The organism is Mesorhizobium sp. M1A.F.Ca.IN.022.06.1.1 (genome assembly GCF_003952605.1).
Lineage (GTDB): Bacteria > Pseudomonadota > Alphaproteobacteria > Rhizobiales > Rhizobiaceae > Mesorhizobium.
Genome location: NZ_CP034455.1, coordinates 4,895,338 through 4,920,607, shown reverse-complemented (window position 1 = coordinate 4,920,607; position 25,270 = coordinate 4,895,338). Strand labels below are relative to the sequence as shown.

22 protein-coding genes are annotated in these 25,270 nt (G+C 64.5%); 6 read left to right on the top strand and 16 right to left on the bottom strand.

The genetic code is table 11. The annotated features are described in order from the left end of the window. Positions 1–103: 103 nt before the first annotated feature. The 3 genes from EJ078_RS23505 to EJ078_RS23495 all read right to left on the bottom strand — a co-directional run bounded on the left by EJ078_RS23505 (position 104) and on the right by EJ078_RS23495 (position 2,587). The gene (locus EJ078_RS23505) at positions 104–742 is read right to left on the bottom strand and encodes a 5'-methylthioadenosine/S-adenosylhomocysteine nucleosidase (RefSeq protein ID WP_067327396.1); all 639 of its coding nucleotides are present in this window, start codon (positions 740–742) and stop codon (positions 104–106) included. A 3-nt stretch (positions 743–745) separates the two neighbouring features. Next, positions 746–1,204 carry a PaaI family thioesterase gene (locus EJ078_RS23500; RefSeq protein ID WP_066989431.1) on the bottom strand — a complete coding sequence of 153 codons (459 nt, stop codon included), beginning with the start codon at positions 1,202–1,204 and terminating at the stop codon, positions 746–748. Between the two features lie 93 nt (positions 1,205–1,297). Next, complete coding sequence (locus EJ078_RS23495) at positions 1,298–2,587, bottom strand: RsmB/NOP family class I SAM-dependent RNA methyltransferase (protein ID WP_127403503.1); 1,290 nt, start codon at positions 2,585–2,587, stop codon at positions 1,298–1,300. Between the two features lie 331 nt (positions 2,588–2,918). Between EJ078_RS23495 and EJ078_RS23490 the strand changes: the two genes are divergently transcribed. Beyond that, positions 2,919–3,596 carry an MIP family channel protein gene (locus EJ078_RS23490; RefSeq protein WP_127216264.1) on the top strand — a complete coding sequence of 226 codons (678 nt, stop codon included), beginning with the start codon at positions 2,919–2,921 and terminating at the stop codon, positions 3,594–3,596. 146 nt (positions 3,597–3,742) lie between these two features. On the opposite strand, the gene katG is transcribed toward EJ078_RS23490, so the two are convergent. Continuing rightward, on the bottom strand, positions 3,743–5,956 hold the full coding sequence (gene katG, locus EJ078_RS23485; protein WP_127216263.1) for a catalase/peroxidase HPI: 2,214 nt from the start codon (positions 5,954–5,956) through the stop codon (positions 3,743–3,745). Positions 5,957–6,107: 151 nt separating this feature from the next. Here katG and EJ078_RS23480 point away from each other — a divergent pair, with 151 nt between their 5' ends. Next, entirely contained in the window at positions 6,108–7,016 is a 909-nt protein-coding gene (locus EJ078_RS23480) for a hydrogen peroxide-inducible genes activator (protein ID WP_127216262.1), read from the top strand. A 142-nt stretch (positions 7,017–7,158) separates the two neighbouring features. On the opposite strand, the gene EJ078_RS23475 is transcribed toward EJ078_RS23480, so the two are convergent. From EJ078_RS23475 to hisS, 6 genes are all read right to left on the bottom strand, one after another. After that, positions 7,159–8,262 (bottom strand): calcium:proton antiporter, encoded by a 1,104-nt coding sequence (locus tag EJ078_RS23475; RefSeq protein WP_127216261.1) that lies wholly within the window; start codon positions 8,260–8,262, stop codon positions 7,159–7,161. 295 nt (positions 8,263–8,557) lie between these two features. Further along, positions 8,558–9,172, bottom strand: coding sequence for a poly-gamma-glutamate hydrolase family protein (locus tag EJ078_RS23470; RefSeq protein ID WP_127216260.1), 615 nt, complete (start codon positions 9,170–9,172; stop codon positions 8,558–8,560). Positions 9,173–9,252: 80 nt separating this feature from the next. After that, on the bottom strand, positions 9,253–11,019 hold the full coding sequence (locus EJ078_RS23465) for an AMP-binding protein (protein WP_127216259.1): 1,767 nt from the start codon (positions 11,017–11,019) through the stop codon (positions 9,253–9,255). A 70-nt stretch (positions 11,020–11,089) separates the two neighbouring features. Further along, positions 11,090–11,788, bottom strand: a complete 699-nt coding sequence (gene hisG / locus EJ078_RS23460; protein WP_127403501.1) for an ATP phosphoribosyltransferase — start codon at positions 11,786–11,788, stop codon at positions 11,090–11,092. Further along, entirely contained in the window at positions 11,785–12,906 is a 1,122-nt protein-coding gene (locus EJ078_RS23455; protein ID WP_127216257.1) for an ATP phosphoribosyltransferase regulatory subunit, read from the bottom strand. Before EJ078_RS23455 ends, hisG begins: the two co-directional genes overlap by 4 nt. Positions 12,907–13,080: 174 nt before the next feature. Beyond that, entirely contained in the window at positions 13,081–14,583 is a 1,503-nt protein-coding gene (gene hisS, locus EJ078_RS23450; protein ID WP_127403500.1) for a histidine--tRNA ligase, read from the bottom strand. A 230-nt stretch (positions 14,584–14,813) separates the two neighbouring features. Here hisS and EJ078_RS23445 point away from each other — a divergent pair, with 230 nt between their 5' ends. Next, on the top strand, positions 14,814–15,050 hold the full coding sequence (locus EJ078_RS23445) for a hypothetical protein (RefSeq protein WP_067327371.1): 237 nt from the start codon (positions 14,814–14,816) through the stop codon (positions 15,048–15,050). Between the two features lie 124 nt (positions 15,051–15,174). On the opposite strand, the gene EJ078_RS23440 is transcribed toward EJ078_RS23445, so the two are convergent. Continuing rightward, a complete protein-coding gene (locus EJ078_RS23440; protein ID WP_127215715.1) occupies positions 15,175–15,813 on the bottom strand; it encodes a DNA-3-methyladenine glycosylase I in 639 nt (212 codons plus the stop codon). Positions 15,814–16,028: 215 nt separating this feature from the next. Between EJ078_RS23440 and EJ078_RS23435 the strand changes: the two genes are divergently transcribed. Together EJ078_RS23435 and EJ078_RS23430 are read left to right on the top strand one after the other, a co-directional pair. Further along, a complete protein-coding gene (locus EJ078_RS23435) occupies positions 16,029–16,769 on the top strand; it encodes a L,D-transpeptidase (protein WP_127403499.1) in 741 nt (246 codons plus the stop codon). A 339-nt stretch (positions 16,770–17,108) separates the two neighbouring features. Then, complete coding sequence (locus EJ078_RS23430; protein ID WP_127215717.1) at positions 17,109–18,029, top strand: bifunctional 5,10-methylenetetrahydrofolate dehydrogenase/5,10-methenyltetrahydrofolate cyclohydrolase; 921 nt, start codon at positions 17,109–17,111, stop codon at positions 18,027–18,029. Here EJ078_RS23430 and glcF read toward each other — a convergent pair whose 3' ends face one another. The 5 genes from glcF to EJ078_RS23405 all read right to left on the bottom strand — a co-directional run bounded on the left by glcF (position 18,030) and on the right by EJ078_RS23405 (position 24,235). Continuing rightward, positions 18,030–19,355, bottom strand: coding sequence for a glycolate oxidase subunit GlcF (gene glcF, locus EJ078_RS23425; protein ID WP_127215718.1), 1,326 nt, complete (start codon positions 19,353–19,355; stop codon positions 18,030–18,032). A gap of 69 nt (positions 19,356–19,424) precedes the next feature. Then, on the bottom strand, positions 19,425–19,814 hold the full coding sequence (locus EJ078_RS23420) for a DUF4870 domain-containing protein (protein ID WP_095801080.1): 390 nt from the start codon (positions 19,812–19,814) through the stop codon (positions 19,425–19,427). After that, on the bottom strand, positions 19,811–21,067 hold the full coding sequence (gene glcE / locus EJ078_RS23415; protein ID WP_095801081.1) for a glycolate oxidase subunit GlcE: 1,257 nt from the start codon (positions 21,065–21,067) through the stop codon (positions 19,811–19,813). Before glcE ends, EJ078_RS23420 begins: the two co-directional genes overlap by 4 nt. A 68-nt stretch (positions 21,068–21,135) precedes the next feature. Further along, a complete protein-coding gene (locus EJ078_RS23410) occupies positions 21,136–22,632 on the bottom strand; it encodes an FAD-linked oxidase C-terminal domain-containing protein (protein WP_067327351.1) in 1,497 nt (498 codons plus the stop codon). Positions 22,633–22,918: 286 nt separating this feature from the next. Further along, positions 22,919–24,235: a DUF3422 family protein gene (locus EJ078_RS23405; protein WP_127215720.1), complete on the bottom strand. Its 1,317-nt coding sequence runs from the start codon at positions 24,233–24,235 to the stop codon at positions 22,919–22,921. Between the two features lie 208 nt (positions 24,236–24,443). Here EJ078_RS23405 and EJ078_RS23400 point away from each other — a divergent pair, with 208 nt between their 5' ends. Further along, the gene (locus tag EJ078_RS23400) at positions 24,444–25,247 is read left to right on the top strand and encodes an FCD domain-containing protein (protein WP_067327345.1); all 804 of its coding nucleotides are present in this window, start codon (positions 24,444–24,446) and stop codon (positions 25,245–25,247) included. The last annotated feature ends 23 nt before the right edge of the window (positions 25,248–25,270 follow it).

Sequence of the window (25,270 nt, the reverse complement as noted above, 5' to 3'; positions counted from 1 at the left end):
CTAAAGCGCGTCGCGTCGAACGGGCCCAGGCGACCAGCTTCAAGTTTTATCTTGATACATGTCGTTCTCCCAAAACCGCTGCGCACTTTTGGGCGACATGCATTTAAGTAAGGCCGACCGCGCCGGACGCAATCGCCTGCTCGAGCAGACCTATCGCCGCCGCCAGCTTCTCGTCGATGACGTGCAGATACTCGGTCCAGTCGCCGACATGTCTGAGATCGGCCGCGCCGTCGGAAATACCGCGCAGGCCGATCAGCGGCACGCCGAACAGCTGGCAGGCGCGCAGGCAGGCGAAGGTCTCCATGTCGACCATGTCGGCGTCGATCGCGTCATAGGCGGCGCCGGTGACGATGGCGCCTCCGGTCGACAGCGTCGCGGTCCTGATGCCGGGAATGACGAAGGGCAGCGGCACCGTCACGGGCAGGTCGAGGAACGGCGTCGCGCCCTTCGCGAAGCCGAGCGGCGAAGCGTCGATGTCGCGGTAACTCACCGACACGGCCTGGTAGATTTCGGTCTGTTCGAGCGTTCGGCTTCCCGCGGAGCCTAGCGACACGACGAGATCCGGCAGCGCATTCTCGGCCTTCAACGTGGCGAGCTCGGCGCCGAGGCGCACGGCGGCCTCGACCGGGCCGACGCCGGTCATCAGCGGCGTGAACCGCTTTTTGAGATGCGGACCGTATTCGGCCTCGGCCGCCATGACGAAGAGGACGGATTTTTCCCCTAACCGCGCAACGCTCGCCATGGATCACCCCTCGATGCCGTCGCGGCCAACCACCGTCATCATTGTGCCGGTCATGGTGGCGATCAGCTTGGCCTCGCCATCGGCGGCGAAAGCATAGGCCTGGCCGTCGGCAACAATGATGGTGCGGCCTGGCTTGGTCACCGAGCCGCGGAACAGGAAGCGCTCGCCCTTCCCCGGTGCGAGCAGGTTGACCTTGAATTCGATGGTCAGCACGCTGGAATTCTGCGGCATCAACGAGAAGGCGGCATAGCCGCAGGCCGAGTCCAGCGCGGTCGAGATGACGCCGGCATGCAGGAAGCCGTGCTGCTGGGTGAGCGAAGGGGCATAGGGCATCTCGATCTCGATGATGCCGGGCGTGACCAGCGTCAGCTCCGCGCCGATGGTGGCCATGGCCTTCTGGCGGGCAAAGGAAGTCCTGACGCGATCCTCATAGTCGGGAGCGGGTACGATCTTGGCTGCCATGGCCTTCGCCTCATTTTTGCTGGCGAAGCTTATTGCAGAGGCAGGCAGGACAGGCAATCTCTTATGTTGCAGCGCAGCAAATGCCGGCTGCCCTCATGCGGCCCTGCGCAGGGCGTGGAAATAGAACCCGTCAGTGCCACTGAGCGCCGGCGACAGCGAGATGCCACCGGCTTCGCCAATACGCGCAGCGCTCTTGTGGCCGGGGAAACGGCCGTCCCAGAGCTGGCGGTGGTCGACCGGCGCGAAGTCGCCGTGGCGCTCGCGGAAGGCTGCGACCTGCTCGCCGTTTTCGGCATCGAACACCGAGCAGGTGATGTAGACGAGCAGCCCGCCGGGCTTCACGAAAGCCTGCGCCATGTCGAGGATCGCCTGCTGCTCACCTTTGCGGGCATCGAGCTGTCTGTCCGTCAGCCGCCACTTGGCGTCCGGGCGCCGCCGCCAGGTGCCGCTGCCGGTGCAGGGCGCATCGATCAGCACGAGGTCCATATGACCGGTGAGCGGCGCGAGTTCCGCGGGCTTGCTGACGACCTGGATGTTGCGGCTGTGCGCGCGGCGGATGCGCTCGAAGATCGGCGCCAGCCGCACCTTTTCCGCATCATGGGCGAAGACCTGGCCGCGATTGTCCATCTCTGCCGAAAGCGCCAGCGTCTTGCCCCCGGCGCCCGCGCAATAGTCGAGCACCTGCATGCCTGGCTCGGCGCCGGCGAGCGCTGCTGCAAGCTGCGAGCCCTCGTCCTGCACCTCGAACCAGCCTTTCTGGAAGGCGGGCTCGGCCTGGACGTTCGGATGCCTGCCGTCGCCATTGATCGGCGGGATGCGAATGCCGTGCGGCGCGATTGCGGCAGCTGCTGCACCGGTGCCCTGGAGTTCCGTCAGCACCTTACCGCGGTCTGCCTGCAGCGCATTGACCCTGAGATCCAGCGGCGGGCGCATCGCGAGAGCCGCGCCCTCTTCGACCCAGGCATCGCCAAAGGCGTGTTCGAAGAGCGGCGCGCACCAGTCCGGAACATCGGCCCGCACGGCATCCGGCGCATCGGCGAGCCTGCCGGAGGCTGCCGCTTTCAGTTCGGCGGCGCTGAGCAGCGGCGGCGCGAATTTGTCGCCGTCGAGAGCGTCATTCAGCGACCGCGCCGTCTGGCCCCATTCCAGCAGCAACGCGCCGAAGCCGATGGCGCGCGGCGTCTCCTCGCCGAAGAGCCAGCCGGCCGAGCGCTTGCGGCGCAGCGCGTCGTAGACGATGTTGCCGATCGCCGCGCGGTCGCCGCCACCGGCAAAGCGGTGCGACAAGCCCCAGTCGCGCAAGGCGTCGGCCACTGGCCGATGCCGCCGGCCGATGTCTTCAAGCACTTCGATGGCCGCCGCCAGCCTTCCGCCCAGTCTCATTCCTGCTTCCGTCTATCGTTGCTTCCAGCCCTGCTCTTAGAGCCTTTCCGGCTCCGATTGAAACACTTCTCTTGCGGTGAAGCCAAAACGACCTGTCCCATGCCATCGTCCATGCAACAGGCGGAAGGTTCTTTCGCGGCAGTCGGCGGTCAGCGGAGAACAAGAAAAACGCCTCGCACATGAAACTTCTCTAATGTCTTGACTGGCGGATGCAAAGCAAGACCGCTGGCTTAACACTCAGCTTTCCAAGTTTTGCCGGCAGGAATACTCTTTCGCCTGTGATTCGCGACGCGGAAAACGCGTTTTGGCGGATCCCTATGAGGAGAGGGCAATGAAGACTTATCTGGCAGAAGTTCTAGGCACGTTTCTGTTGGTGTTCATAGGCACGGCCTCCGTGGTCACGGGCGGCTTCGGCGGCGCGCTGCCGCTCGGACAGGAAGGGATCGGCCTGGCGTTCGGCATCGGCCTGATCGCCGCGGCCTATGCGATCGGCCCGATCTCGGGCGCGCATCTCAATCCGGCGGTGACGCTCGGCGTGTTCCTTGCGGGGCGGATGCCGGCGAGGGAAGTCGTGCCTTACTGGATCGCGCAGATCATCGGCGCCATCATCGCTTCGCTGGCGCTGTGGATCATCGTCACCGGTCAGGCCGGCGGCCACACCGGGGGCTTCGGCGCAAATGGCTGGGACGAGGCGAAATGGGGCATGAACTCGGCCTTCCTGTGGGAGCTGATCGGCACCTTCACCTTCGTCACCGTCATTCTCGGCGTCACCAACGCCAAGAACATGACGGCCTTTGCCGGCCTGGTGATAGGCCTAACGCTGGCAGGGCTCCACTTTGCCATGGTCCCGGTGACGGGCACTTCGGTCAATCCGGCGCGCTCGATTGGCCCGGCGCTGTTTTCGGGCGGCGCGGCGCTCGGCCAGCTCTGGCTGTTCATCGTCGCGCCACTGATCGGCGGGGCGATCGCCGGCATCGTCGCCAAGACTGGTATCTTCGAAAAAGACTGATACGTAATGCAAAAGGCGCGGGCATGAACCCGCGCCTTCTCTTTGGGAGGATGAGACCTAAAGCGCATCGCGATCTTTCAGTTTCGCTCCGTGCGCTTTAGTTGCCTTTGTGCCGAAAAGCGGCTCCCACTCTCGGGAGACATGCTTTACTTCGCGACCAGTTCGAAGCGGTCGAGATTCATCACCTTCGTCCACGCCTTCACGAAGTCCTTGACGAACTTCTGCTTGGCATCCGCCGAGCCGTAAACCTCGGCCAGCGCACGCAATTGCGAGTGCGAGCCGAAGATCAGGTCGGCGCGGGTGCCGGTCCACTTGACTTGCTTGGTCTTGCGGTCGCGCGCCTCATAGACCTCATCCGCGTCTGGCTCAGAGCCGGCCGCCGGATCCCAGATGGTCGCCATGCTGAGCAGGTTGATGAAGAAGTCGTTGGTCAGCGTGCCCGGCCTGTCGGTGAACACGCCGTGCTTTGAGCCGCCATGATTGGCGCCGAGCACGCGCAGGCCGCCGACCAGCACCGTCATTTCCGGCGCCGTCAGCGTGAGGAGCTGCGCGCGGTCGACCAGCATCGCTTCGACCGACATGGGCAGCCTGCCGCGGACGTAGTTGCGGAAGCCGTCGGCCCTCGGCTCGAGTGCCGCGAAGGATTCGACATCGGTCTGCTCCTGCGAAGCGTCCATGCGGCCTGGCGTAAAGGGCACGTTCACCTCATTGCCGCCGTCCTTCGCGGCCTTCTCGATCGCGGCGGCGCCGCCGAGCACGATCAGGTCGGCGAGCGAGATCTTCTTCTCGCCCGCCTGCGCCGTGTTGAACTCCTGCTGGATGGCTTCGAGCTTTGCCAGCACCTTCGAAAGCTGGGCGGGCTGGTTGACTTCCCAGTCCTTCTGCGGGCTGAGTCGGATGCGGCCGCCATTGGCTCCGCCCCGCTTGTCCGAGCCGCGGAAGGTCGAGGCCGAGGCCCAGGCGGTTGAGACCAGTTCAGGAACCGTAAGGCCGGAGGCCAGGATCTTCGTCTTCAGCGCGGCGATATCCTCTTCGCTGACCAGTTCGTGATCGATCGCCGGGATCGGATCCTGCCAGATCAGCTCTTCCTTCGGCACGAGCGGGCCAAGATAACGAACCACCGGACCCATGTCGCGATGGGTGAGCTTGAACCAGGCGCGGGCGAAAGCGTCGGCGAACTGGTCCGGGTTCTGGTGGAAGCGACGCGAGATCTTCTCATAGGCAGGATCGAAGCGCAGCGCGAGATCGGTGGTGAGCATGGCCGGAGCATGACGCCTGGAGGGATTATGCGCGTCCGGAACCGTGCCGGCGCCGGCGCCGCCCTTCGGCGTCCACTGATTGGCTCCAGCCGGGCTCTTCGTCAGCTCCCATTCGAAGTTGAGCAGGTTATCGAAGAAATTGTTGCTCCATCTGGTCGGCGTCGTGGTCCAGGTGACTTCCAGGCCCGAGGTGATGGTGTCGCCGGCAATGCCGGTGGCATGTTTGCTCGACCAGCCGAGGCCCTGCGCTTCGATGCCGGCACCTTCCGGCTCCACGCCCACCAGCGAGGCATCGCCGGCGCCATGGGTCTTGCCGAAGGTGTGGCCGCCGGCGATCAGCGCCACGGTCTCTTCGTCGTTCATGGCCATACGGCGGAAGGTCTCGCGGATGTCGCGGGCCGCGGCGACTGGATCCGGCTTGCCGTTCGGGCCTTCCGGGTTCACGTAGATCAGGCCCATCTGAACGGCGCCGAGATGGCCCTGCAGTTCACGGTCGCCGGAATAGCGCTGATCGTCCAGCCACTTCGTTTCGGAGCCCCAATCCACGTCCTGCTCCGGCTCCCACACGTCGGCACGGCCGCCGGCGAAGCCGAAGGTCTTGAAGCCCATCGATTCCAGCGCGACGTTGCCGGCCAGGATCATCAGGTCGGCCCAGGAGATCTTGCGGCCGTATTTCTGCTTGACCGGCCACAGCAGCCGGCGCGCCTTGTCGAGATTGGCATTGTCCGGCCAGCTGTTCAGTGGCGCGAACCGCTGCTGGCCGGCACCGGCGCCGCCACGCCCGTCGCCGATGCGATAGGTGCCGGCACTGTGCCAGGCCATGCGGATGAAGAGCGGTCCGTAATGGCCGAAATCGGCCGGCCACCAGTCCTGCGAGTCGGTCATCACATGGTGCAGGTCCTTGATCACGGCATCGAGATCGAGGCTTCGGAATTCCGTGGCATAGTCGAAATCCTCGCCCATCGGGTCCGAGAGGTTCGACTGCTGATGAAGAACGCCGAGGTCGAGCAGATTCGGCCACCAATCCCGATTGGTCCTGCCGGCGGATCCATGCGCCACGGGGCATTTGCCAGCGCTGTTGTCGTCGGTTTTCGCGTCCATCTTACTCTCCAGGTTTTGATTTTTCCGAGATTGATTCTGCGCAGATTTCGGGGCCGGCCAGCGGCCGCGCCAATCTGGAACGATTCCAGCCTAGGCCGGCTGGGCGATAAAGACAAATTGCCTTTCCTGTTCGTTTTGATAAGCTTTCCTTATGATCGGCCTCACCGTGCGACAGATGCTTTATTTCGACGCGCTGGCGCAGACGCTGCATTTCGGCCGCGCCGCGAAGCTTGCCGGCGTCAGCCAGCCGGCGCTCTCCGCCCAGATCGCCGAAATGGAAGAGCGGCTGAACTGTCTTCTGTTCGAGCGCGGCGGCAAGACGGTGCGGATGACGGACGAAGCGCTTGTGCTGCAGCCGCGCATCGAGCGCATTCTTGCCGATATACGTGACGTCGAGACGACCGCCCGGCGCGGTCGCCCCGCGATGGAAGGCCGCTTCCGGCTGGGCATCATCCCGACCGTAGCGCCCTATCTCCTGCCGCGGGTCCTGCCGGAATTGAAGAAGCATTTCCCGGGCCTGCAGCTCGAACTGCGCGAGGCGCTGACGGCATCGTTGGTCGAGGACAATGTCTCGGGCAAGCTCGACGCTTTCATCGCCGCGCTGCCGCTCGACAATCCGGGGCTCGTCACGGAAGAGCTCTTCCCGGACCGCTTCTTCCTTGCGGTGCCCGCCGGCGATCCTGCCTTCGCCTCGCCGCCCGTGCCGCCGGAAAGCCCGGCGCTGGAACGGCTGATGCTGCTCGAGGAAGGCCATTGCCTGCGCGAACAGGCTCTGGCCGTCTGCGGCAATGTTCGGCCGGTGGCGATGGCAAGCTATGGCGCCACCAGTCTCACCACACTCTTGCAGATGGTGGCGCATGGGCTGGGCGTGACGCTGGTTCCGGAAATGGCGGCAAACGCCGCCGGCGTCATGCCGGACCTCAAGATCGTGCCGTTCCAGGAGCCGATGCCGCAGCGCATGATCTGCCTCGCATGGCGGCGCAACAAGGTGCGCCAGGACGAATGCGTGGAACTGGCAAAGAACATACGGGGATTGGATCAGGCGGTGCTGGCGAGCTGACCCTGGATTCTGAACTTTCCCTCAGCCGACGCCTTGTATCGGAAGCTTCTGCTGCTTACCGGAGCTAATGCTGCCCGCTTCTGAAATGCGATAGTGCGGTTCCCAACCTCGTGTTCTCTATTCCTCGTTCGATTGCCACCCTTCACGGCACAAATATGAGAAATACGTAGGTAAAGAACACCACAATATGAACCATTCCCGTCAGGAATGTCGTTCTTTCGGTGCTGAAGCTTACGCTGCAAATGAACAGCGCCAGGGCCAAAAGTACCGCATCAGCCGCCGGAAGCCCAAGCGTCAACCCTCGGCCCGTCAGCAGGCTGGCGGCCGCGACCGCCGGTATCGTCAGACCGATGGTGGCGCAGGCCGAACCCATCGCAACGTTGAGGCCGCGCTGCAGCTCATTGTTGAGCGAGGCGCGAACCGCCGAAATGGCCTCCGGCATCAAAACCAGCCCGGCGATCATCGCTCCCACGATACTGTCGGCCTGGGTCACCTGGTAGGCAACGAGCGTATCCTCGACACCGGCGGCGACCTGCTCGGCCAGCATGACGATGCCGATCAGCCCGCTCACCAGCAGCAGAACGCCGACAGAAAGGTTTTCGTGAAGGGCAGTTCGCATCGAAACCTCGTGCGCCTGTTCCTGGACGAAGTCGTCCCGGTGCCGAACGGTCTGGGCGAACACGAAGCTTGCATAGAGCAGCACCGAAAGGACGCTCACAAAACCAAGCTGGCCTGCCGAAAACGTGCCTGGATCCGTCGTCTGGGTGTAGGTCGGCAGGACGAGCGTCATGACAGTCAGCGCGATCAGAACCGCGAGATACGCGCTGGTCCCTTGCCGAACGATTGCCTGCTTGCGATGACGCCAGCCGCCAAGCGTGAGACACGTACCGACGACGCCGGTAGAGATAATTATCACCGTCGAGAAGACGGACTCGCGCGCCAATGTCGGGTTGTTCTCTCCATGCAGCATCATGGAAACGATGATCGACACTTCGATTGCCGTCACGGCAAAGGTCAGCACCAACGTCCCGTACGGCTCCCCCACGCGCCGGGCCACTGCCTCGGCGTGGTCGAGCACCACGAAAATGGTGATGAACATGATCGCACTCGAAAGCGCTCCAACGACAATCCTGATGTTCAGCGAACCTTCGTCCACCGAAAGGCCGCTGGCTCTGACCGCGACAGCCATCACCAGGGCGGCCAATGGCATCGTGTAGGAAGTCACCGACCGCGCGAAACCAGTCATTGAAGCCCCTGCGTTTCCGCGAATTTAGCGGAAAAGCCTGTGGGAAACACCCCAGCCGACATCATTGCGAAGCGGACGGACCGATCACCCGGCGTTCGACTTCTTTGCAGAAAGCCGACCCGCTGCTGCCGAGGATGCGCGAGGAGTTGCGGCGCCGGCTGTTCCAGCGCACCGAAACGTCGAGATGCCGTGGTCTACGCCGTTTCCCTCCCCGACAACGACCATCCACAAAGCACCGTGCTAGGACTTCACGCGTGCGTGGCGTACTCCCCTTGCCGGTCTGGGTGAGGCGGCTTTAGGACACGATCGAACAGCTTCTGGCATCGACGGTGTCAATCGCCTTGCGAACCGCCGTGCAGAATTTTCCCAAAAGTTCCGGCTCGTTCCCCAGGCGCTGGCGCAGGGAGAAGGGTATCTCCAGCTGCGCTCCTTTGCCGGTCAATCCACGATTGACGATGTTCAAATCGCCGATGCCTGGAAAAATATGGTTGTCCCTTTTGGTGTTGAAGCCGGCTTCCTGGAGGCGCCGAACTATCTCTGTAATCAGCGCGGCATCCTTGCCGCCCATATAGATTGTCGAGGGATCGTCCCGATCCTGGCGACCATGGATAGCAACGACAATCGACTTCGCCCGCACCAAGCCGAGCGCGGATTCCTCGTCAAAGTTATTTGACGTTATGTGCAACTCGCGATTGTTTTGCGGCATCAGTCCTTCAAAGCAATACAGATCCAGATCGCTCCCTGCCACCGTCTCGGCAATCAGGGAGGTGCGGGGCTCGATCTTCCCACCGTGCGGCGCGAGGACGATCGCATTGCCGGTTCGAGCGCCACGCCGCACGACGATGCGATAGTCCACGTTTTCAGTTTTGGCGGCCTTCAGCGCCGCGAAATTTGGGAACTCGTTGTCCATAATCCCATCCAAACGCGTGGTCGGCAGTTGCGCTTCGAGCGCGTTTTGCAAAGGCTGAATATTTCCGGATCAATCCCGCTTCACGCCGTCTTCTGCGCCACCAGCCCCAGTTCCTCCACCATTGCCTCGCGCATCAGGAATTTCTGCGGCTTGCCGGTCACTGTCATCGGCAGCTCGGTGCGGAAGCGGATGTAGCGCGGCACCTTGTAATGCGCGATCTGGCCGCTGCAGAAGGCCTTGATCTCCTCAGCGGTGGCGATCTGGCCGGGCTTCAGCACGATCCAGGCGCAGATCTCCTCGCCATATTTGTCGTCGGGAATGCCGAAGACCTGCACTTCCTTGATCTTGGGGTGGCGGTAGAGGAATTCCTCGACCTCGCGCGGATAGACGTTCTCGCCACCGCGGATGACCATGTCCTTCACCCGGCCGACAATGTTGCAATAGCCCTCCGCGTCGATCGTCGCGAGGTCGCCGGTGTGCATCCAGCCGTCCGCGTCGATCGCCTCGCGGGTCTTTTCCGCGTCGTCCCAATAGCCCTTCATCACCGAATAGCCGCGTGTGCAGAGCTCGCCCGGCTCGCCGACCGGGACGGTGGCGCCATCGGCGCCGATCGCCTTGACCTCGACATGCGGATGGATGCGGCCGACCGTGGAGACGCGTTTTTCCAGCGGGTCGTCGACGCTGCTCTGGAAAGAAACCGGACTGGTCTCGGTCATGCCATAGGCAATGGTCACTTGCGCCATATGCATCAGCGACACCACCTTCTTCATCACCTCTATCGGGCATGGCGAGCCGGCCATGATGCCGGTGCGCAGGCTGGAGAGGTCGAAGCTAGAGAAATCGGCATGATCGAGCATGGCGACGAACATGGTCGGCACGCCATAAAGGCCGGTGCAACGTTCCTGCGCGACGGCCCTGAGCGTCGCGCCCGCATCAAAACCTTCGCCCGGGAAGACCATCGTGGCGCCCTTGGTGACGCAGCCCATCGTGCCCATCGACATGCCGAAACAATGATAGAGCGGCACAGGGATGCAGAGCCGGTCATCGACGGTGAGCTCGATCGCCGAGGTGACGAAGCTGCCGTTGTTCACGATGTTCAAATGGGTGAGGGTCGCGCCCTTCGGCGCGCCCGTCGTTCCGCTGGTGAACTGAATGTTGATGGCGTCGCCGGGCTTCAGGCTTTCGGAGATGCGATCGAGGCTGTCATGCTCGTCGCGTCCGGCCATTGCCAGCACATCGCCGAAATTGAACATGCCGGGCGAGTTGTCCTCGCCCATGCGGATGACGATCTTCAGCGACGGCAGCTTCTTTGCCTCGAGCTTGCCGGGCTCGGCTTTGGCGATCTCCGGCGCCAGCGTCTCGATCATGCCGAGATAGTCGGAGGTCTTGAAGCTGACCGCCGTGACCAGCGCCTTGCAACCGACCTTGTTGAGCGCATATTCCAGCTCGCTGAGCCGATAGGCCGGGTTGATGTTGACCAGGATCAGGCCGATGCGCGCGGTGGCGAACTGCGTCACCAGCCATTCCCAACGGTTGGGCGACCAGATGCCGACGCGATCGCCCTTCTCCAGCCCGAGCGCCAGGAAGCCGGCGGCCAGCGCGTCGACCGCATCCGACAGCTCGCTCCAGGTGAAGCGCTTGTCTTGGCCGACGAAGACGGCGGCATCGAGCGTGGCGTATCTGCTCACCGTATCGGAGAACATTTCCGGAATGGTTTTGTCGAGCAACGGCGTCGAACGGTCGCCCGAGACATGCGCCCTGCCGTCCATCGGAGCAATGAAGGTGCCATGCGTTCCGCGCCCGCGCAGATTGGTGGCGTTCATGAGCTCGTCGAGTTTGATCGCCATCGCCGTCACCTCCCGGGATGAGCCAGCCTATCAGCCTGCCGGGACGGTGGAAACCCGCCGAAGGTATGGGTTAAGCGACCAGCGCAGCCATCTTCGTGGCGATGCCACGCAACTGTGCCTCATCGGCCGCGTCGCGGACCTTCCTGGAAGCAACGAGACAGGCTTGCGACTTCAGGATTATTCCATCGCCCAGCACCTTGAGATGGTTGGCGCGCAGCGTCGAGCCGGTGGTGGTGATGTCGACGATGACGTCGGCAAGGCCGGCCGCCGGTGCGCCTTCGGTGGCGCCGAGGCTTTCGACGATGCGGTAGACCTGGATGCCGTGCTTCAGCGAAAAGAACTGCTGGGTCAGCCGCCAGTATTTGGTGGCAATCCTGAGCCGCCGGCCATGACGCTGGCGGAAATCGGCGGCGACATCATCGAGATCGGCCATGGTATCGACGTCGAGCCAGATATCCGGCACCGCCACGACGACATCGGCATGACCGAAGCCGAGACGGCCGACGATCTCGGCGCGTGCTTCCCAGTCGGCGAGGTTCTCGCGCAGCAGATCCTCGCCGGTGATGCCGAGATCGACCGCGCCCTGGCCGATCTCGCCTGCGATCTCGGACGCGGAGAGGAAGGCCACCTCGACATTGTCGAGGCCCTCGATCCGGGCGCGGTATTTGCGGTCGTCCTCGGGCAGAGTGACCGCCAGTCCGGCCTTGGCCAGGACTTCAAGCGACTGCTCCTTGAGACGGCCCTTGGATGGGATCGCCAGCGTGATCATCGCGTGGGCTCCCGTAATGCTTCGATGCGGTCGAGCCAGACCGAGAAGCCGACGCCGGGGATAGGCTTCTTCGCGCCGAGCAGCGTCAGCAGCCGGTCGTAACGACCGCCGCCCACCAGCGGACGGTCGCCACCCCGGGCAGCAATCTCGAAGACGAGACCGGTATAGTAATCGAGCGGACGGCCGAAGGCGGCGTCATAGCGGATCTGTTCGACCGGCAGGCCATGCGCCGCGATCGCCTCGGCGCGGGCGGCGAAATTTTCGAGCGCTGCGCCAAGGGACAGGCCGGCATCGGCGGCGAATTTTTCCAGCGCCTCAGTTGCTCCGCCGAGCGCGACGTCGATCTCGAGAAATCCCTTCAACGCCGAGAACGCCTCGTCGGACAGCCGCACGCTGCGCAGTTGCGCCTTCTCGATCAGCCGCCGCGCGATCTCGGCCGGGGCGCGGCCCGAGGAGGCCGACAGCCCGGCCTCTTCCATGCCGGCGGCGATATAAGCGGCGAGGCCGTCGGTATCGCTGTCGAGCACCAGCAAGGCCACCGGACCCGACAGCTGGCTGTTGCGCGGCGGATTGGCGAGATCGGCAAGGGCCGCCTCCAGCATCGGCGCCGAACCGAAGGCGCGGGCGAGGCGCATGCGCCAGCCGCGCGGCAGGCCGAGCGCGGCCAGCACCGCCTCGAACAAGGTCTGGTCGCCGAGCGTGATGGCGAGCGGCACGCTGGGCAGCACCAGCGAAAGCAGCGCGTGCGCGTCGGCCAGCGACCGCGCATCAGCGGCGGCGGTATCGCGATCGCCGAGATCTTCTATGCCGGCCTGGAAGAACTCGTTGCCGCCCTCGCGGCGCTGGCGAAACACTTCGCCGAGATAGGAATAGCGGCGCGGCGTGCCGGCCTGGCTGGCGATGTGGTCGAGGCAGACCGGAATGGTGAATTCGGGTCGCAGGCAGAGCGTCTTGCCGGTCTCGCTCTCGGTCAGGAAGATGCGGCGGCGCAGATCCTCGCCCGCCATGTCGAGGAACGGATCGGCCGGCTGCAGCACGGCCACCTCGACCGCGTGGGTGTCCCGGGCAGCGAAGAGTTTTGCGACGTCGGCGGCGATGGCGGGATAGCGGGAAGTCATAAAGCACCACCTCCCCTTCTCCCCTTGTGGGAGAAGGTGGATTGGCGCGCAGCGCCAAGACGGATGAGGGGTGCTGGAAGGAATGAGACGCCGGCGCTCCCTGGAACACCCCTCATCCGACCGAGCTTCGCTCGGCCACCTTCTCCCACAAGGGGAGAAGGAGAGGTTGGCGCCCTACTTGCCACGTGCCCGCTCCTCGGCCTGCGCTGCCAGGATCTTCTTCACCTCGGAGAGCAGCTCGCTCTCCGCCACCGTCACCTGCGCCGGGCGCGCGGCGCGCCATTCCGCGTTATCGGTGATCTCGGCCGACAGGCGCGCGCCTTCGATCAGGTCCTTGATCTGCACCTCGCCCTTGACGCGCTCGTCGCCGCCCTGGATGACGGCGATCGGGCTGCCGCGACGGTCGGCATATTTCAGCTGCGCCTTCATACCGGCGCCGCCGAGATACATTTCCGAGCGAATGCCGGCGGCGCGCAGATCGGCGACCATCTTCTGGTAGCGGCCGAGGCTTTCCGTATCCTTATCCATGACCAGAACGACGACCGGAGCAACGACGTCGGAAGTGTCGAGCTTGCCGAGGTTCTTCAGCGCCGTCATCAGCCGCGAGACGCCGATCGAGAAGCCCGTCGCCGGTACCGGCTCGCCGCGGAAACGCGAGACCAGCCCGTCATAGCGGCCGCCGCCGCCGACCGAGCCGAAGCGCACGATCTGACCTTCGTCGTTGGGGATCTCGGCCAGCAGCTCGGCCTCGAAGACCGGGCCGGTGTAATATTCGAGGCCGCGCACGACGGAGCGGTCCATCGCAACGCGGTCCTCGCCATATCCTGCAGCCCTGACCAGAGCTTCAATCGTTGCAAGTTCGCCGACGCCTTCCTGATACACAGCGTTGGCACCGACGCTGGAATCCTGGCCAGCCTGTCCGTTCCTTGCCGTTGCGAGAAGAACCGCTTCGGCCTGCGCGTCATTCAGCCCCGCGCCCTTTGCGAAATCACCTTCGCCTTCCTTGCCGCCATCCCATCGGCCCGGGCCAAGCAGCAGCCTCACGCCTTCCGGGCCGAGCTTGTCCAGCTTGTCGATGGCGCGCAGCACCGTCAGCCTGCGCCCAGCATTCTCCTCACCGCCAAGCCCAATCGCCTCCAGCACACCGTCCAGCACCTTGCGGTTGTTGATGCGGATGACGTAGTCGCCGCGCTTGATGCCAAGCGCCTCCATCACGTCGGCCATCATCATCGCCATCTCGGCGTCGGCGGCGACGCCCGGCGTGCCGATCGTATCGGCGTCGAACTGCATGAACTGGCGGAAGCGGCCGGGGCCCGGCTTCTCGTTGCGGAACACCCAGCCGGACCGGTAGCTGCGATAGGGTTTCGGCAGGCGGTCGTAATTCTCGGCGACGAAACGCGCCGTCGGCGCCGTCAGGTCGTAGCGCAGCGACAGCCACTGGTCGTCATCGTCCTGGAACGAGAAGACGCCTTCGTTCGGGCGGTCCTGGTCGGGCAGGAATTTGCCCAAAGCATCGGTATATTCGATCATCGGCTGGTCGACCGGCTCGAAACCGTAAAGCTCATAGACCGACCGTATGGTCGCCATCATCTTCTCGACGGCGCGAATGTCTTCTGCGCTGCGGTCGGCAAAACCGCGCGGCAGGCGCGCTTTCGTCTTTTCCGATTTGTCGGCCATGGATGGGTCTTTTCGCTGTCTGAACGCTGACTTGTTTCGAGCGGGCGTGTCCTAGACGATACCGCCTTGGGCGGCAAGGGTTGGCGCCTTTCCCTTCTCCTTGTGCCGACAAGGAAAGGCCGCGCCTTCGAAACAAAACGGCGCCAAGAACGAAACAATCGCGTCACCGGCGCGGCATGCTGCCGACACAATCGAGGATCATAAAGCGCGCCGAAATAAGGGTTCGGGCCATGACGACCACGGAAGACATCATCGAGAGCAAGCCGGTTGCCAAGCTCCGGCCGGCCGGCAGCGCCATCCCCAACCCGGCGCAGCAGCCTGCAGGGCCGTTCGAGGTCGTGGCGGAAGCCCACAAGCCGACGGTGCGCGACGCGCTGGTGACCGGACTGCTGGTGATCTACCCGGCCTTTGCTGCCGTGGCGGCCATCATCGCCGGGCTGTTTCTGACAAGCGCCGGTAGCCTCTGATCTTCCGCACCCTCCAATGTGAGGACGCGTAGCGTCGGAGGCGATGAGCTCGGTTTTGCGAACCGACCCGCGCCTTCGGCGCGATCCCCGCAAAAGGGGGCCCAAGGGGCAGGTAGAGGTGACGCTATTTCGGCCTCTTGAACCTCTGCCGTTCGGCCTCCACCTCTGCCCGGCAGACACAGCCTTCGAGATGGTCGTTGACCAAGCCCATCGCCTGCATGAAGGCATAGACGGTGGTCGGGCCGACGAAGCTCCAGCCGCGCTTCTTCAGTTCCTTCGAGATCCGGACCGAGACCGCCGTCGTCGGATTGGCGCGCAGTTGGGCGAGGTCGACGACCCTCGGCCGCTCGTCAGGCCCCGGCTCGAACTTCCAGAACCAGGCGGCCAGCGAGCCGAATTCATCGGCCATTTCACGGGCACGCCCGGCGTTGTTGATGGTCGAGACGATCTTGCCGCGATGGCGGATGATGCCGACATTGCCGAGCAGACGCTCGACATCCTTGTCGGTGAACGCCGCCACCTTGTCGAAGTCGAAATTGGCGAAAGCCTCGCGGAAATTCTCGCGCTTGCGCAGGATAGTCAGCCAGGAGAGACCGGACTGGAAACCTTCGAGGCAGATCTTTTCGAAGAGCCGGCGATCGTCCGCTACCGGCCGGCCCCATTCATGGTCGTGATAGTCCAGATAGTCCGGCAGATTGCCGTGCCAGAAGCAGCGCGCGATACCGTCGGGGCCATCGAGCAGGCCGGCATTTTCTTGTTCCATTGTTAGAAATCCGTCCGTTAATGCGCGCAAGCGTCGGTTTTACCGTGGCTTTACCAGATTCCTGAACCGGCCGGTAACCACACCACAAAGTTTACTGACAAGTCGGCATTTTACGCATTCCGATTCATGTTTTGCTTGCCGCTCAGCGCCAAGGATCGCCACGCCGAGGGCTCTTCCCTGCTCTTGGACGAGTTCGACGATCAAGGTGCGTTCCGATGAAGACAGCGTTCACTTTCGTGCTCGGCGCAGCCGCGGTGCTTGCCGCCGGCGCGACGACCTCTTTCGCCAATGACCGTTATGCCGACAGGCCGCCCGTGATGGTGAGCCCCGATCTTTCAGCGCCTTGGGTGCTGCAGCTCGGCCATGCGCCAGGGATCGTGCGCCCGAGCCGCCGGGCGACCCAGCAGCCGCTGCGGCGGCTTTTCCAGGCGCAGCCCGACCAGCAGCGCACCGCAGCCGTGCGGCAGCCTGCCAAGCGCATGGTGATGCGGCCACAGATCAACCCGATCTACCTGCCTCAGGAAGTCGCCTATGACGGGCCGCAGAGGCCGGGCACGATCGTCATCGATACCCACCAGAACTTCCTTTATCTTGTCGAGAAGGACGGCAAGGCGCGCCGTTACGGTGTCGGCACCGGCAAGCCCGGTTTCGAATGGTCGGGCACGCACAAGATCACCGACAAGAAAGTGTGGCCGGACTGGCGCCCGCCGGCGGCAATGATCGCCCGCGAGGCGGCCAAGGGTCGCTACCTGCCGACCTATCTGGCCGGCGGCATCGAGAACCCGCTCGGCGCGCGCGCACTCTATCTCGGCACCACGGAATACCGCATCCACGGCACCAACCAGCCCTGGACGATCGGCGGCGCGGTGTCCTCCGGCTGCATCCGCATGCGCAACGAGGATGTTGTCGACCTCTACGAGCGCGTCAATGTCGGAACAACCGTCGAGGTGATATAGTAATTGCGAATCAGCCGGTTAGGCGGCGCTGAGCAGTTTTGGCGGTTGCTGTTGCCCCCAAGCCATAGCGCGGTTTGGCGAGACATGCTTAGACTGGCATCGAGCTAACGGGGGACGGGCCGTGTGGGGATACGGTCAGTCACGAAGGGCAGCACGGGAGACCGCGCTGCCCTTTTCGTTTCAAGCCCGTCAACGGGTCGCCCCGGAAGCAGCATGTTTCGCATTCGGGGCTGATTTCCCAGCGCACCTCTGCTATTGCAGCGCACAATCTTGGTTTTACGCAATTCCGGACGGAAAACCGCCCTTCTGGAGTTGCTCCAGAAGGCAGAGGTTCCACCTATGACCCGGTCCGACGACAGCCGCTATCTCAGGGGCGGTCCGGTCGCCCAGCGCATCATCGCTTCGGTACGCGAGGAAGCGGCCATCGCCACAGCGGAAGGCTTCCCGCCGAAGCTGGTCTCGATCACCGTCGGCGACACCGACGCGGTCGACGTCTATGTGCGCAACCAGCGCGCCAAGGCCAGGCTTGCCGGCATCGGCTTCGAGGAACGGCGCTTTGCCGCCGACATCACGGCGGGCGAGCTGGAAGCCGCCATTCACGGCCTCAACGCCGATCCGCGCGTCACCGGTATCATCATCCAGCGGCCGGTGCCGGCGCATATCCCGATCAAGACGCTGCAGGCGGCGGTGCACCCGCTGAAGGACGTCGAGGGCATGCATCCGGCCTCGATCGGCAACATCGTCTACAACCAGCTCGATCTCGCGCCCTGCACGGCGGCCGCATCGGTCGAGCTTCTCAAGGAGACCCGCCTGGACCTCAAGGGGCTCGAGGTGGTGGTGGTCGGCCATTCCGAGATCGTCGGCAAGCCGATCGCCTTCCTGCTGATGAGCGAGGGCGCGACGGTGACGGTGTGCCATCACATGACGCGCTCGGTGGCCGCGCATGCGCGGCGCGCGGACGCGCTGTTCGTCGCCGTCGGCAGGCCGCGACTGATCAAAGCCGAGATGGTGAAGCCCGGCGCCTGCGTCATCGACATCGGCATCAATTCGGAAATCGGCCCGGACGGCGAGAGCCGCATCGTCGGCGATGTCGACACCGAGAGCGTCAAGGAGGTCGCCTCCTGGATCACGCCGGTGCCGGGCGGCGTCGGCCCGCTGACGGTGGCGATCCTGCTGCGCAACACCATGGTGGCGCTCAGCCGTCAGCGCGCGCTCTACCGCGCGACCTACGGTGTGGCGGACCAGCTGGCGGCTGAGTAGCTATTCCGCGCCACCCAGGCTGTTCTCGGAAACGCCATCGGGCTTCGGGCCGCCATAGGCCCAGTCGAGCAATTTTATCGTGTGCACCACCGGCAGCTTCGCCGCGGACGCGATCTGCGTGATGCAGCCGATATTGCCGGTGGCGACGATCTCGGCGCCGGTCGCTTCGATATTTTTCACCTTGCGGTCGCGCAGCTTGGCCGAAATGTCGGGCTGCAGGATGTTGTAGGTGCCGGCCGAGCCGCAGCAGAGATGCCCCTCGCGCGGCTCGCGCACGACGAAGCCCGCCTTGGCCAAAAGCTCCTTCGGCTGACGGGTGATCTTCTGGCCGTGCTGCATCGAGCAGGCGGAATGATAGGCGACGATCGTGCCCGGCTTGCGCACCGGCTCAGGCAGGTCGAGGGCAGCGAGATATTCGGTGATATCCTTAGCCACCGCCGAGACACGAGCCGCCTTTTCCGCATAGGCCGGATCGAGACGCAGCATGAAGCCGTAATCCTTGATGGTGGTGCCGCAGCCGGACGCGGTGATGATGATGGTGTCGAGCCCGCCCTGGTCTATCGCGCGCGTCCAGGCGTCGACATTTTGCCTAGCCGACGCAAGGGCCTGATCCTCGCGGCCCATGTGGTGCACCAGCGCGCCGCAGCAGCCCTCGCCTTCCGGCACCACGACCTCGACGCCGAGCCGCGTCAGCAGCGAGACGGCCGCCTCGTTGATGGCGGGATCGAGCACCGACTGGGCGCAACCGGTGAGGATGGCGACGCGGCCGCGTTTCGTGCCCTGCCCCGCATGCACCCCGGGCGAGGCGATCGGCGATGCCGGCGGGGTCGACGACGGCGCAAGCTTCAGCATGGCGGCGAGCGGCTTCAGGGTCGGCAGCTTTTCCAACAGGCCGATGAGCGGCCGGCCGAGCTGGGCGAGCTTCAGCGCGGCGCGGAAGCGGCCCGGATAGGGGAGCACGAAAGCCAGCATGGCGCGGGTCAGCCGGTCGAGCAGCGGCCGTCTGTAGGTCTGCTCGATGTGGGCGCGGGCATGGTCGACCAGATGCATGTAATTCACGCCTGACGGGCATGTCGTCATGCAGGCAAGACAGGAGAGGCAGCGGTCGATATGGGTGACGATCTCCGTGTCCGCCGGCCGGCCGTTCTCCAGCATATCCTTGATGAGATAGATGCGGCCGCGCGGCGAATCCAACTCGTTGCCGAGCGTTACATAGGTCGGGCAAGTCGCGGTGCAGAAGCCGCAATGCACGCATTTGCGCAGGATCTTCTCCGATTCCGCGACATGCGGGTCAGCGAGCTGCGCGGCTGAAAAATTGGTCTGCACGAAAAATGTCCTTATCGTCTAAGCATGATCTTTTCCGCAAACCAGTTTCCACTTTGCTGGATCATGCTCTCATTGACCGAGAAGCCAGCTTTGCGGGTCCCTGATCGGCTCGCCACGCTGCAGCGCCTGCAGGCCGAGAATGCAGCGGACGATGAACCAGACGGCAACCGCAAACATCAGCAGGAAGCCGATCGCGAGCATCATCAGGACCACCGAGATCAGCGCGTAGAGAAGGCCGATCCAGAACGTCCTGATCAGGAATGTGTAGTGGCTTTCGACATAGCCGCCCGCCTTGCCGCGATTGATGTAGGCAAGCACGAATCCGATAATGCCGGTGACGCCGACCACAAGGCTGGCGAGATAGAGAATGTAGATGACCAGCGCGTTGGTCTGGCCCGGCTCAAGCCAGCGATCGGTCTGGCGCGAGCCGCTGCCGGGGCCTGGATTGGCATTGCTCATGGTGCTGCTCCCTCCGTTGACTGAGGAAGAGTAGCAGAGCTGGAAGTAGGCGCCATGCGGCCGGGGTTGAGAATGTGCTTCGGGTCAAACTCGGCCTTGACCCGCGCGGAAAGCGCCGCCAGATGCGGCGGTTGCGGTTCGAAAACTGGGAGCGCCGCGCGATGCGAGGCAGACGCGCGCGCCAGCGTCGCGTGGCCGCCGCCATATTTGCGAATAAGACCGCGCAGCAGTTCCGCCTCTGGGTCGTCCTCGCGCATCGAAAGCCACACCAGCCCGCCCTGCCAATCATAGAAGGCATCGACCGCCGCCTGCATGCGCAGCGCCATCACCATATGATGCGCCTCAGACGGCGGCATCGAGACGCGCCAGACCGGCCTTGCGGCACCATCGGCGAAGGGCGCGCAGTCGCGGATGTCGCGCCAGATCGCCTTCGACGCTTCGCCGGCAATTTCCTGCAGCGGGCCGGCCTTGCTGAGCAGGTTTCGCAATGCCTCGGTACGGTAGACGACCGAGGGGCCAAAGCCTTCGACGCGCAGCAGCGTCGCGGCATCGCTGCCGAGATGGCCGGCGGCGACGCGCGCGGCGATCCGCTCGGGCAGGTGCGCGGCGCTCGAGACCTCGGCGCTGGAGCCCAGCGCCAGCGCCATAGCCGCAACGGCAGCATCGTCGAGCAGGCCTCGAATGGCCAAAGTCACCTCGGTTTCCGCCGCCGGCAGCACCTTGAAGGTGACGTCGGTCAGCACGGCAAGCGTGCCCCAGCTCCCCGCCATCAGCTTGGAAAGGTCGTAGCCGGTGACGTTCTTGACGACGCGGCCACCCGACTTGAAGGCTTCGCCGCGGCCGGAAACCGCCGATATGCCGAGAATGTGGTCGCGTGCCGCACCCGCCTTGAGCCGGCGCGGACCGGATAGGTTCGAAGCCAGCACGCCGCCCAGCGTTCCCTTACCCGGCTCGCCGCCGAGCAGCGGCCCGTAATCCATCGGCTCGAAGGCGAATTGCTGGCCGTTCTCGGCAAGCAGTTTTTCGACTTCGGCGAGTGGCGTGCCGGCGCGTGCCGAAAGCACCAGCTCGGCCGGCTCGTAGAGCGTGACGCCGGTGAGCGTCGACAGGTCGAGCGTATGCTCGGTCTGCAGCGGCCGGCCAATGCCGCGCTTGGAGCCATGGCCGAGGATTTCGAGCGGGCTTTCCTCCGCGGCGGCCCATTGGATGGTGGAGAGGACTTCGGCGGGGCTGGATGGGGTGAAGGTGGTCATTGTAATCTCCGGTTCCTCCCCCCCCCCGCGAAGCGGGGGCGAGGAACCCAAGTTCTGGGACGTTCCCATCAAAACCTCGGAATGTCCGGAAACGCCACCTGGCCCCGGTGCACGTGCATGCGGCCGAGTTCGGCGCAGCGGCGGAGCTGCGGGAAGACCTTGCCGGGGTTGAGCAGATGGCTGGGGTCGAAGGCGCATTTGACGCGCATTTGCTGCTCGAGATCGACCTGGTTGAACATTTCAGGCATCAGATCGCGCTTCTCGACCCCCACGCCATGCTCGCCGGTGAGCACGCCGCCGACCTCGACACACAGCCGCAATATGTCGGCGCCGAAACTCTCGGCCTTGTCGAGCTCGCCCGGCACGTTGGCGTCGTAGAGGATCAGCGGGTGCAAATTGCCGTCGCCGGCGTGGAAGACATTGGCGACGCCCAACCCGTATTTTTCGGAGAGATCGCGCATGCCGGCGAGCACCCTCGGCAGCTCCTTGCGCGGGATGGTGCCGTCCATGCAGTAATAGTCGGGCGAGATGCGGCCGACGGCCGGAAAGGCCGCCTTGCGTCCGGCCCAGAAGCTCAGCCGCTCCTGCTCCGACTGCGAGATGCGGCAGGTGGTCGAGCCGTTGCGGTATGCGATCGCCTCGACGAGACCGATCAGATGATCGACCTCGACGCTCGGCCCGTCGAGCTCGACGATCAGCAGCGCCTCGACATCGAGCGGATAGCCGGCATGGACGAAATCCTCGGCCGCGTGGATCGCCGGGCGATCCATCATCTCCATGCCGCCCGGGATGATGCCGGCGCCGATGATGTCGGCGACGCATTGGCCGCCCTGCTCGCTGGTCGGAAAGCCGATCAACAGCGCGCGTGCCGTCTCCGGCTTCTTCAGGATGCGCACCGTCACCTCGGTGACGACGCCGAGCAGGCCTTCCGAACCGGTCATGACGCCGAGCAGGTCATAGCCTTCCTGATCGAGATGGCTGCCGCCGAGCCGCACCACCTCGCCATTCATCAGCACCATCTGGATGCCCAGCACATTGTTGGCGGTAAGCCCGTATTTCAGGCAATGCACGCCGCCGGAATTTTCCGCGACATTGCCGCCGATCGAGCAGGCGATCTGGGAGGATGGATCGGGGGCGTAGTAAAAGCCCTCCTGCTCGACGGCGGTGGTGATGCCGAGATTGGTGACGCCCGGCTGGGCGACGACGACACGGTTCGGATAGTCGATCGCGAGGATGCGGTTGAAGCGGCTCATCACCAGAAGCACGGCATCTTCGAGCGGCAGCGCGCCGCCCGACAGCGACGTGCCGGAACCGCGCGGCACGACGCGGATGTTGCGCTCGTTGCAATATTTCAGCACGCGGGAGACCTGCGCCACCGTCTCGGGCAGCACGACGACGAGCGGCAGTTGGCGGTAGGCGGTCAGGCCGTCGCTCTCGAAGGCGCGCATCTCGGTGGCCGTGTCGACAACGCCCTCGCCCGGCACGATGATGCGCATGTCGGCGACGATCTCGGCGCGCTTGCGCAGCGTCCCGGCATCTGGCTTGGGCATGGCAAGGCCGGACATCGAAGCCTCCTCCACTCGACTGGTCAAAATCTTTTACCAGCCGGGAGCACTCCTTGCAAACGCTGCTTTGGTCGAAATCGGATGGCGAACGACGGCCGAGCTTTCGCAGCGGCAATCTGCCGCTGGCTTCTGCCCGCTTGAGGGACCCTCGAGGGGAGATGGCCGCGAAGCGGTCAGGGGTTCGCCTCACGTAACCGCCGGCTCGTCTGGCGTCGAGGAAGATCCTGGAGCTTCTCGCGCCGCGGCCCCCTGTTGTCTTCGGGAAATCTCCCGGTCGAGGGGAAGTTTACTCGCCCGGATGCTTGGCCGGTTCGGAGTGCATCCTGCGCACGCGGCGCACGCCCCACCAGACGAGCAGGATGGCGACCGGCACCGAAGCCGCGGTGACGACTTCCGGCGGGAAGGCATGGCCGAAGCTCGACGCGCCTTTGGCGACATAGCCGATGAGGCCGACGACATAATAAGAGACGGCAGCGACGGAGAGACCTTCGACCGTCTGCTGCAGGCGCAACTGCAGCCTGGCGCGATTGTTCATCGAGGCCAGCAGGTCGCGGTTCTGCTTCTCGACGTCGACATCGACCCAGGTGCGCAGCAACGTGGTGGCGCGGGTAAGTTTTCGCGAGAGGTTCGCCTGGCGCTCCTCCACCGAGCGGCAGGTTCGCATCGCCGGCGCCCTGCGCCGTTGCAGGAAGCCTGCCCAGGTGTCGTAGCCCTGTACCGACTCCTCATCCAGCGCCTCCAACCGCTCGCTGACGATGCCGTCATAGGCGCGGCTGGCGCCGAAACGGTAGAGGCTGGATGCCGCATCGGCCTCCAATTCGGCTGCAAGTTCGGTGAGGTCGGCGAGCAAGGTCTGGCTGTCGCGGGTCTCGGCCGCCTTCATTTCAAGCGTCGTCTGCGCCAGCCGGTCCTCGATGCGGCGGGCGCGGCCAGACAGCGTCAGCGCCAGCGGCAGGCCAAGCATGGCAAGCGTCCGGTAGGTCTCAATGTCGATGAGCCGTTGCGACAAGGCGCCGGTGCTCGCCGGCGTCAGGCCGCGGTCGAGCACCAGCATGCGGGTCAGCCCGTCGCCATCCTGGCGAAAGTCCGTGACGATGGCCGCCGCACCGCGCTCGACCAGCGAATAGCAGAGGCTGGTCGGATCGAAGCCGGCGATCAGCTTCTCGCTCGCCTGCGTCCATTTGCGGATTTCGAGCCGGATGCCGGAAATCACCGTTCCCGGCGGCGAGAAGCCGTTGCCGAAGGGCGAATCCTCCTGGCCCCGGCTGCTTTCGGCCAGCGGCCCTTCCCAGAGATAGGTCGAGAACTCCGTATGCCGTTCCCAGCGCAAGGTGCCCTTGCCCCATTTCATGGCATGGTGGCGGGCATGGCGTTCGGGCGCTGCGATGCCCAAGCGCCGCGACAGGTCCGACAGCACGGCAAGGTCGACGGCCGAGCCGCCTTCGGTCATGAAGGAGAGTTGGATGAGCACGCGCGGCTTCTCGACCAGCGGGTGCGGACGAGCATGGACCTCGCCTAGCGCGCCGGGGCGACCCTCATGGGCCGGAAAGCCCATGACGCTGCCCTGGGCACGCGGCTGGAATTCGAGATTGGCGTCCGACACGGCTGGTCCCCCTGGTTTCGACCCTTCGTGCAATCGCGTTGTCTTGCGGCAATCGGCAGGGGCCGTAAACAGCAAATTTCAGCTGCAGCCGATTCACAGAGCCGCCGGGGAGTCGACCTGATTCGGCGAATTGGATAAATAATTTGACCAGTTGGCGACGGATGCTTAGATCTGCGCGACATCCATTCCGTTTCCAGGCGCGCTTCCATTGAGCGATATCTTCTCCAGGATCGAGCATTCGCGCACCGCCGACGAGGTGGTGCAGCAGATCGAGAGCCTGATCCTCGAGGGCGTGCTGCGCACCGGCGACCGGCTGCCGGGCGAGCGCGAGCTGGCGCGTCAGTTCGACGTGTCGCGGCCGATCCTGCGCGACGCGCTGAAGGCGCTGGAAGGACGCGGGCTGCTGACCACCAGACCGGGCGGCGGCACGCATGTCGCCGACGTCATCGGCCAGCTTTTCACCAAGCCGGTGACCGATCTGATCTCGATGCACCGCAAGGCGGTGACCGACTATTTGGAATACCGGCGCGAGGTCGAGGCAATCGCGGCCGAATACGCGGCGCGGCGAGCGACGCCCGAGGATCTGGCGCTGCTCGACCGCATCATGGCGCGCATGGACGAGGCGCACCGTACCGGCGACTTCGACGACGAGGCGGAAATCGACGTCGAATTCCACCACGCGGTCTGCGAATGCGCGCACAACATCATCCTCCTGCACACGCTGCGCTCCTGCTACCGGCTGCTCTCCGAGGGCGTGTTCCAGAACCGGTTGCTGGTCTTCACCGTGCCCGGCGCGCGCGAGGCGTTGCTTGAGCAGCACCGGGCAATCCACGCCGCGATCAAGGCGGCGGATCCTGCCGCCGCCCGCAAGGCGGCGATGGACCACATTACCTATGTCGAGCGCTCCATGGCTGAGGCCGAGCGCAGCGGCGACTGGCAGCGCGTGTCACGGCTGAGGCTCAGGCAGCGCTCGGAAGCCGGCGACATCGAACCGACACGCAAACGCTCCTAAGCACTGATCACCCGGGGACTACC

Coding starts and splice junctions, on each gene's coding strand:
- EJ078_RS23505 (WP_067327396.1), bottom strand. CDS start 742: ATGGCGAGCGTTGCGCGGTTAGGGGAAAAATCCGTCCTCTTCGTCATG.
- EJ078_RS23500 (WP_066989431.1), bottom strand. CDS start 1,204: ATGGCAGCCAAGATCGTACCCGCTCCCGACTATGAGGATCGCGTCAGG.
- EJ078_RS23495 (WP_127403503.1), bottom strand. CDS start 2,587: ATGAGACTGGGCGGAAGGCTGGCGGCGGCCATCGAAGTGCTTGAAGAC.
- EJ078_RS23490 (WP_127216264.1), top strand. CDS start 2,919: ATGAAGACTTATCTGGCAGAAGTTCTAGGCACGTTTCTGTTGGTGTTC.
- katG (WP_127216263.1), bottom strand. CDS start 5,956: ATGGACGCGAAAACCGACGACAACAGCGCTGGCAAATGCCCCGTGGCG.
- EJ078_RS23480 (WP_127216262.1), top strand. CDS start 6,108: ATGATCGGCCTCACCGTGCGACAGATGCTTTATTTCGACGCGCTGGCG.
- EJ078_RS23475 (WP_127216261.1), bottom strand. CDS start 8,262: ATGACTGGTTTCGCGCGGTCGGTGACTTCCTACACGATGCCATTGGCC.
- EJ078_RS23470 (WP_127216260.1), bottom strand. CDS start 9,172: ATGGACAACGAGTTCCCAAATTTCGCGGCGCTGAAGGCCGCCAAAACT.
- EJ078_RS23465 (WP_127216259.1), bottom strand. CDS start 11,019: ATGGCGATCAAACTCGACGAGCTCATGAACGCCACCAATCTGCGCGGG.
- hisG (WP_127403501.1), bottom strand. CDS start 11,788: ATGATCACGCTGGCGATCCCATCCAAGGGCCGTCTCAAGGAGCAGTCG.
- EJ078_RS23455 (WP_127216257.1), bottom strand. CDS start 12,906: ATGACTTCCCGCTATCCCGCCATCGCCGCCGACGTCGCAAAACTCTTC.
- hisS (WP_127403500.1), bottom strand. CDS start 14,583: ATGGCCGACAAATCGGAAAAGACGAAAGCGCGCCTGCCGCGCGGTTTT.
- EJ078_RS23445 (WP_067327371.1), top strand. CDS start 14,814: ATGACGACCACGGAAGACATCATCGAGAGCAAGCCGGTTGCCAAGCTC.
- EJ078_RS23440 (WP_127215715.1), bottom strand. CDS start 15,813: ATGGAACAAGAAAATGCCGGCCTGCTCGATGGCCCCGACGGTATCGCG.
- EJ078_RS23435 (WP_127403499.1), top strand. CDS start 16,029: ATGAAGACAGCGTTCACTTTCGTGCTCGGCGCAGCCGCGGTGCTTGCC.
- EJ078_RS23430 (WP_127215717.1), top strand. CDS start 17,109: ATGACCCGGTCCGACGACAGCCGCTATCTCAGGGGCGGTCCGGTCGCC.
- EJ078_RS23420 (WP_095801080.1), bottom strand. CDS start 19,814: ATGAGCAATGCCAATCCAGGCCCCGGCAGCGGCTCGCGCCAGACCGAT.
- glcE (WP_095801081.1), bottom strand. CDS start 21,067: ATGACCACCTTCACCCCATCCAGCCCCGCCGAAGTCCTCTCCACCATC.
- EJ078_RS23410 (WP_067327351.1), bottom strand. CDS start 22,632: ATGTCCGGCCTTGCCATGCCCAAGCCAGATGCCGGGACGCTGCGCAAG.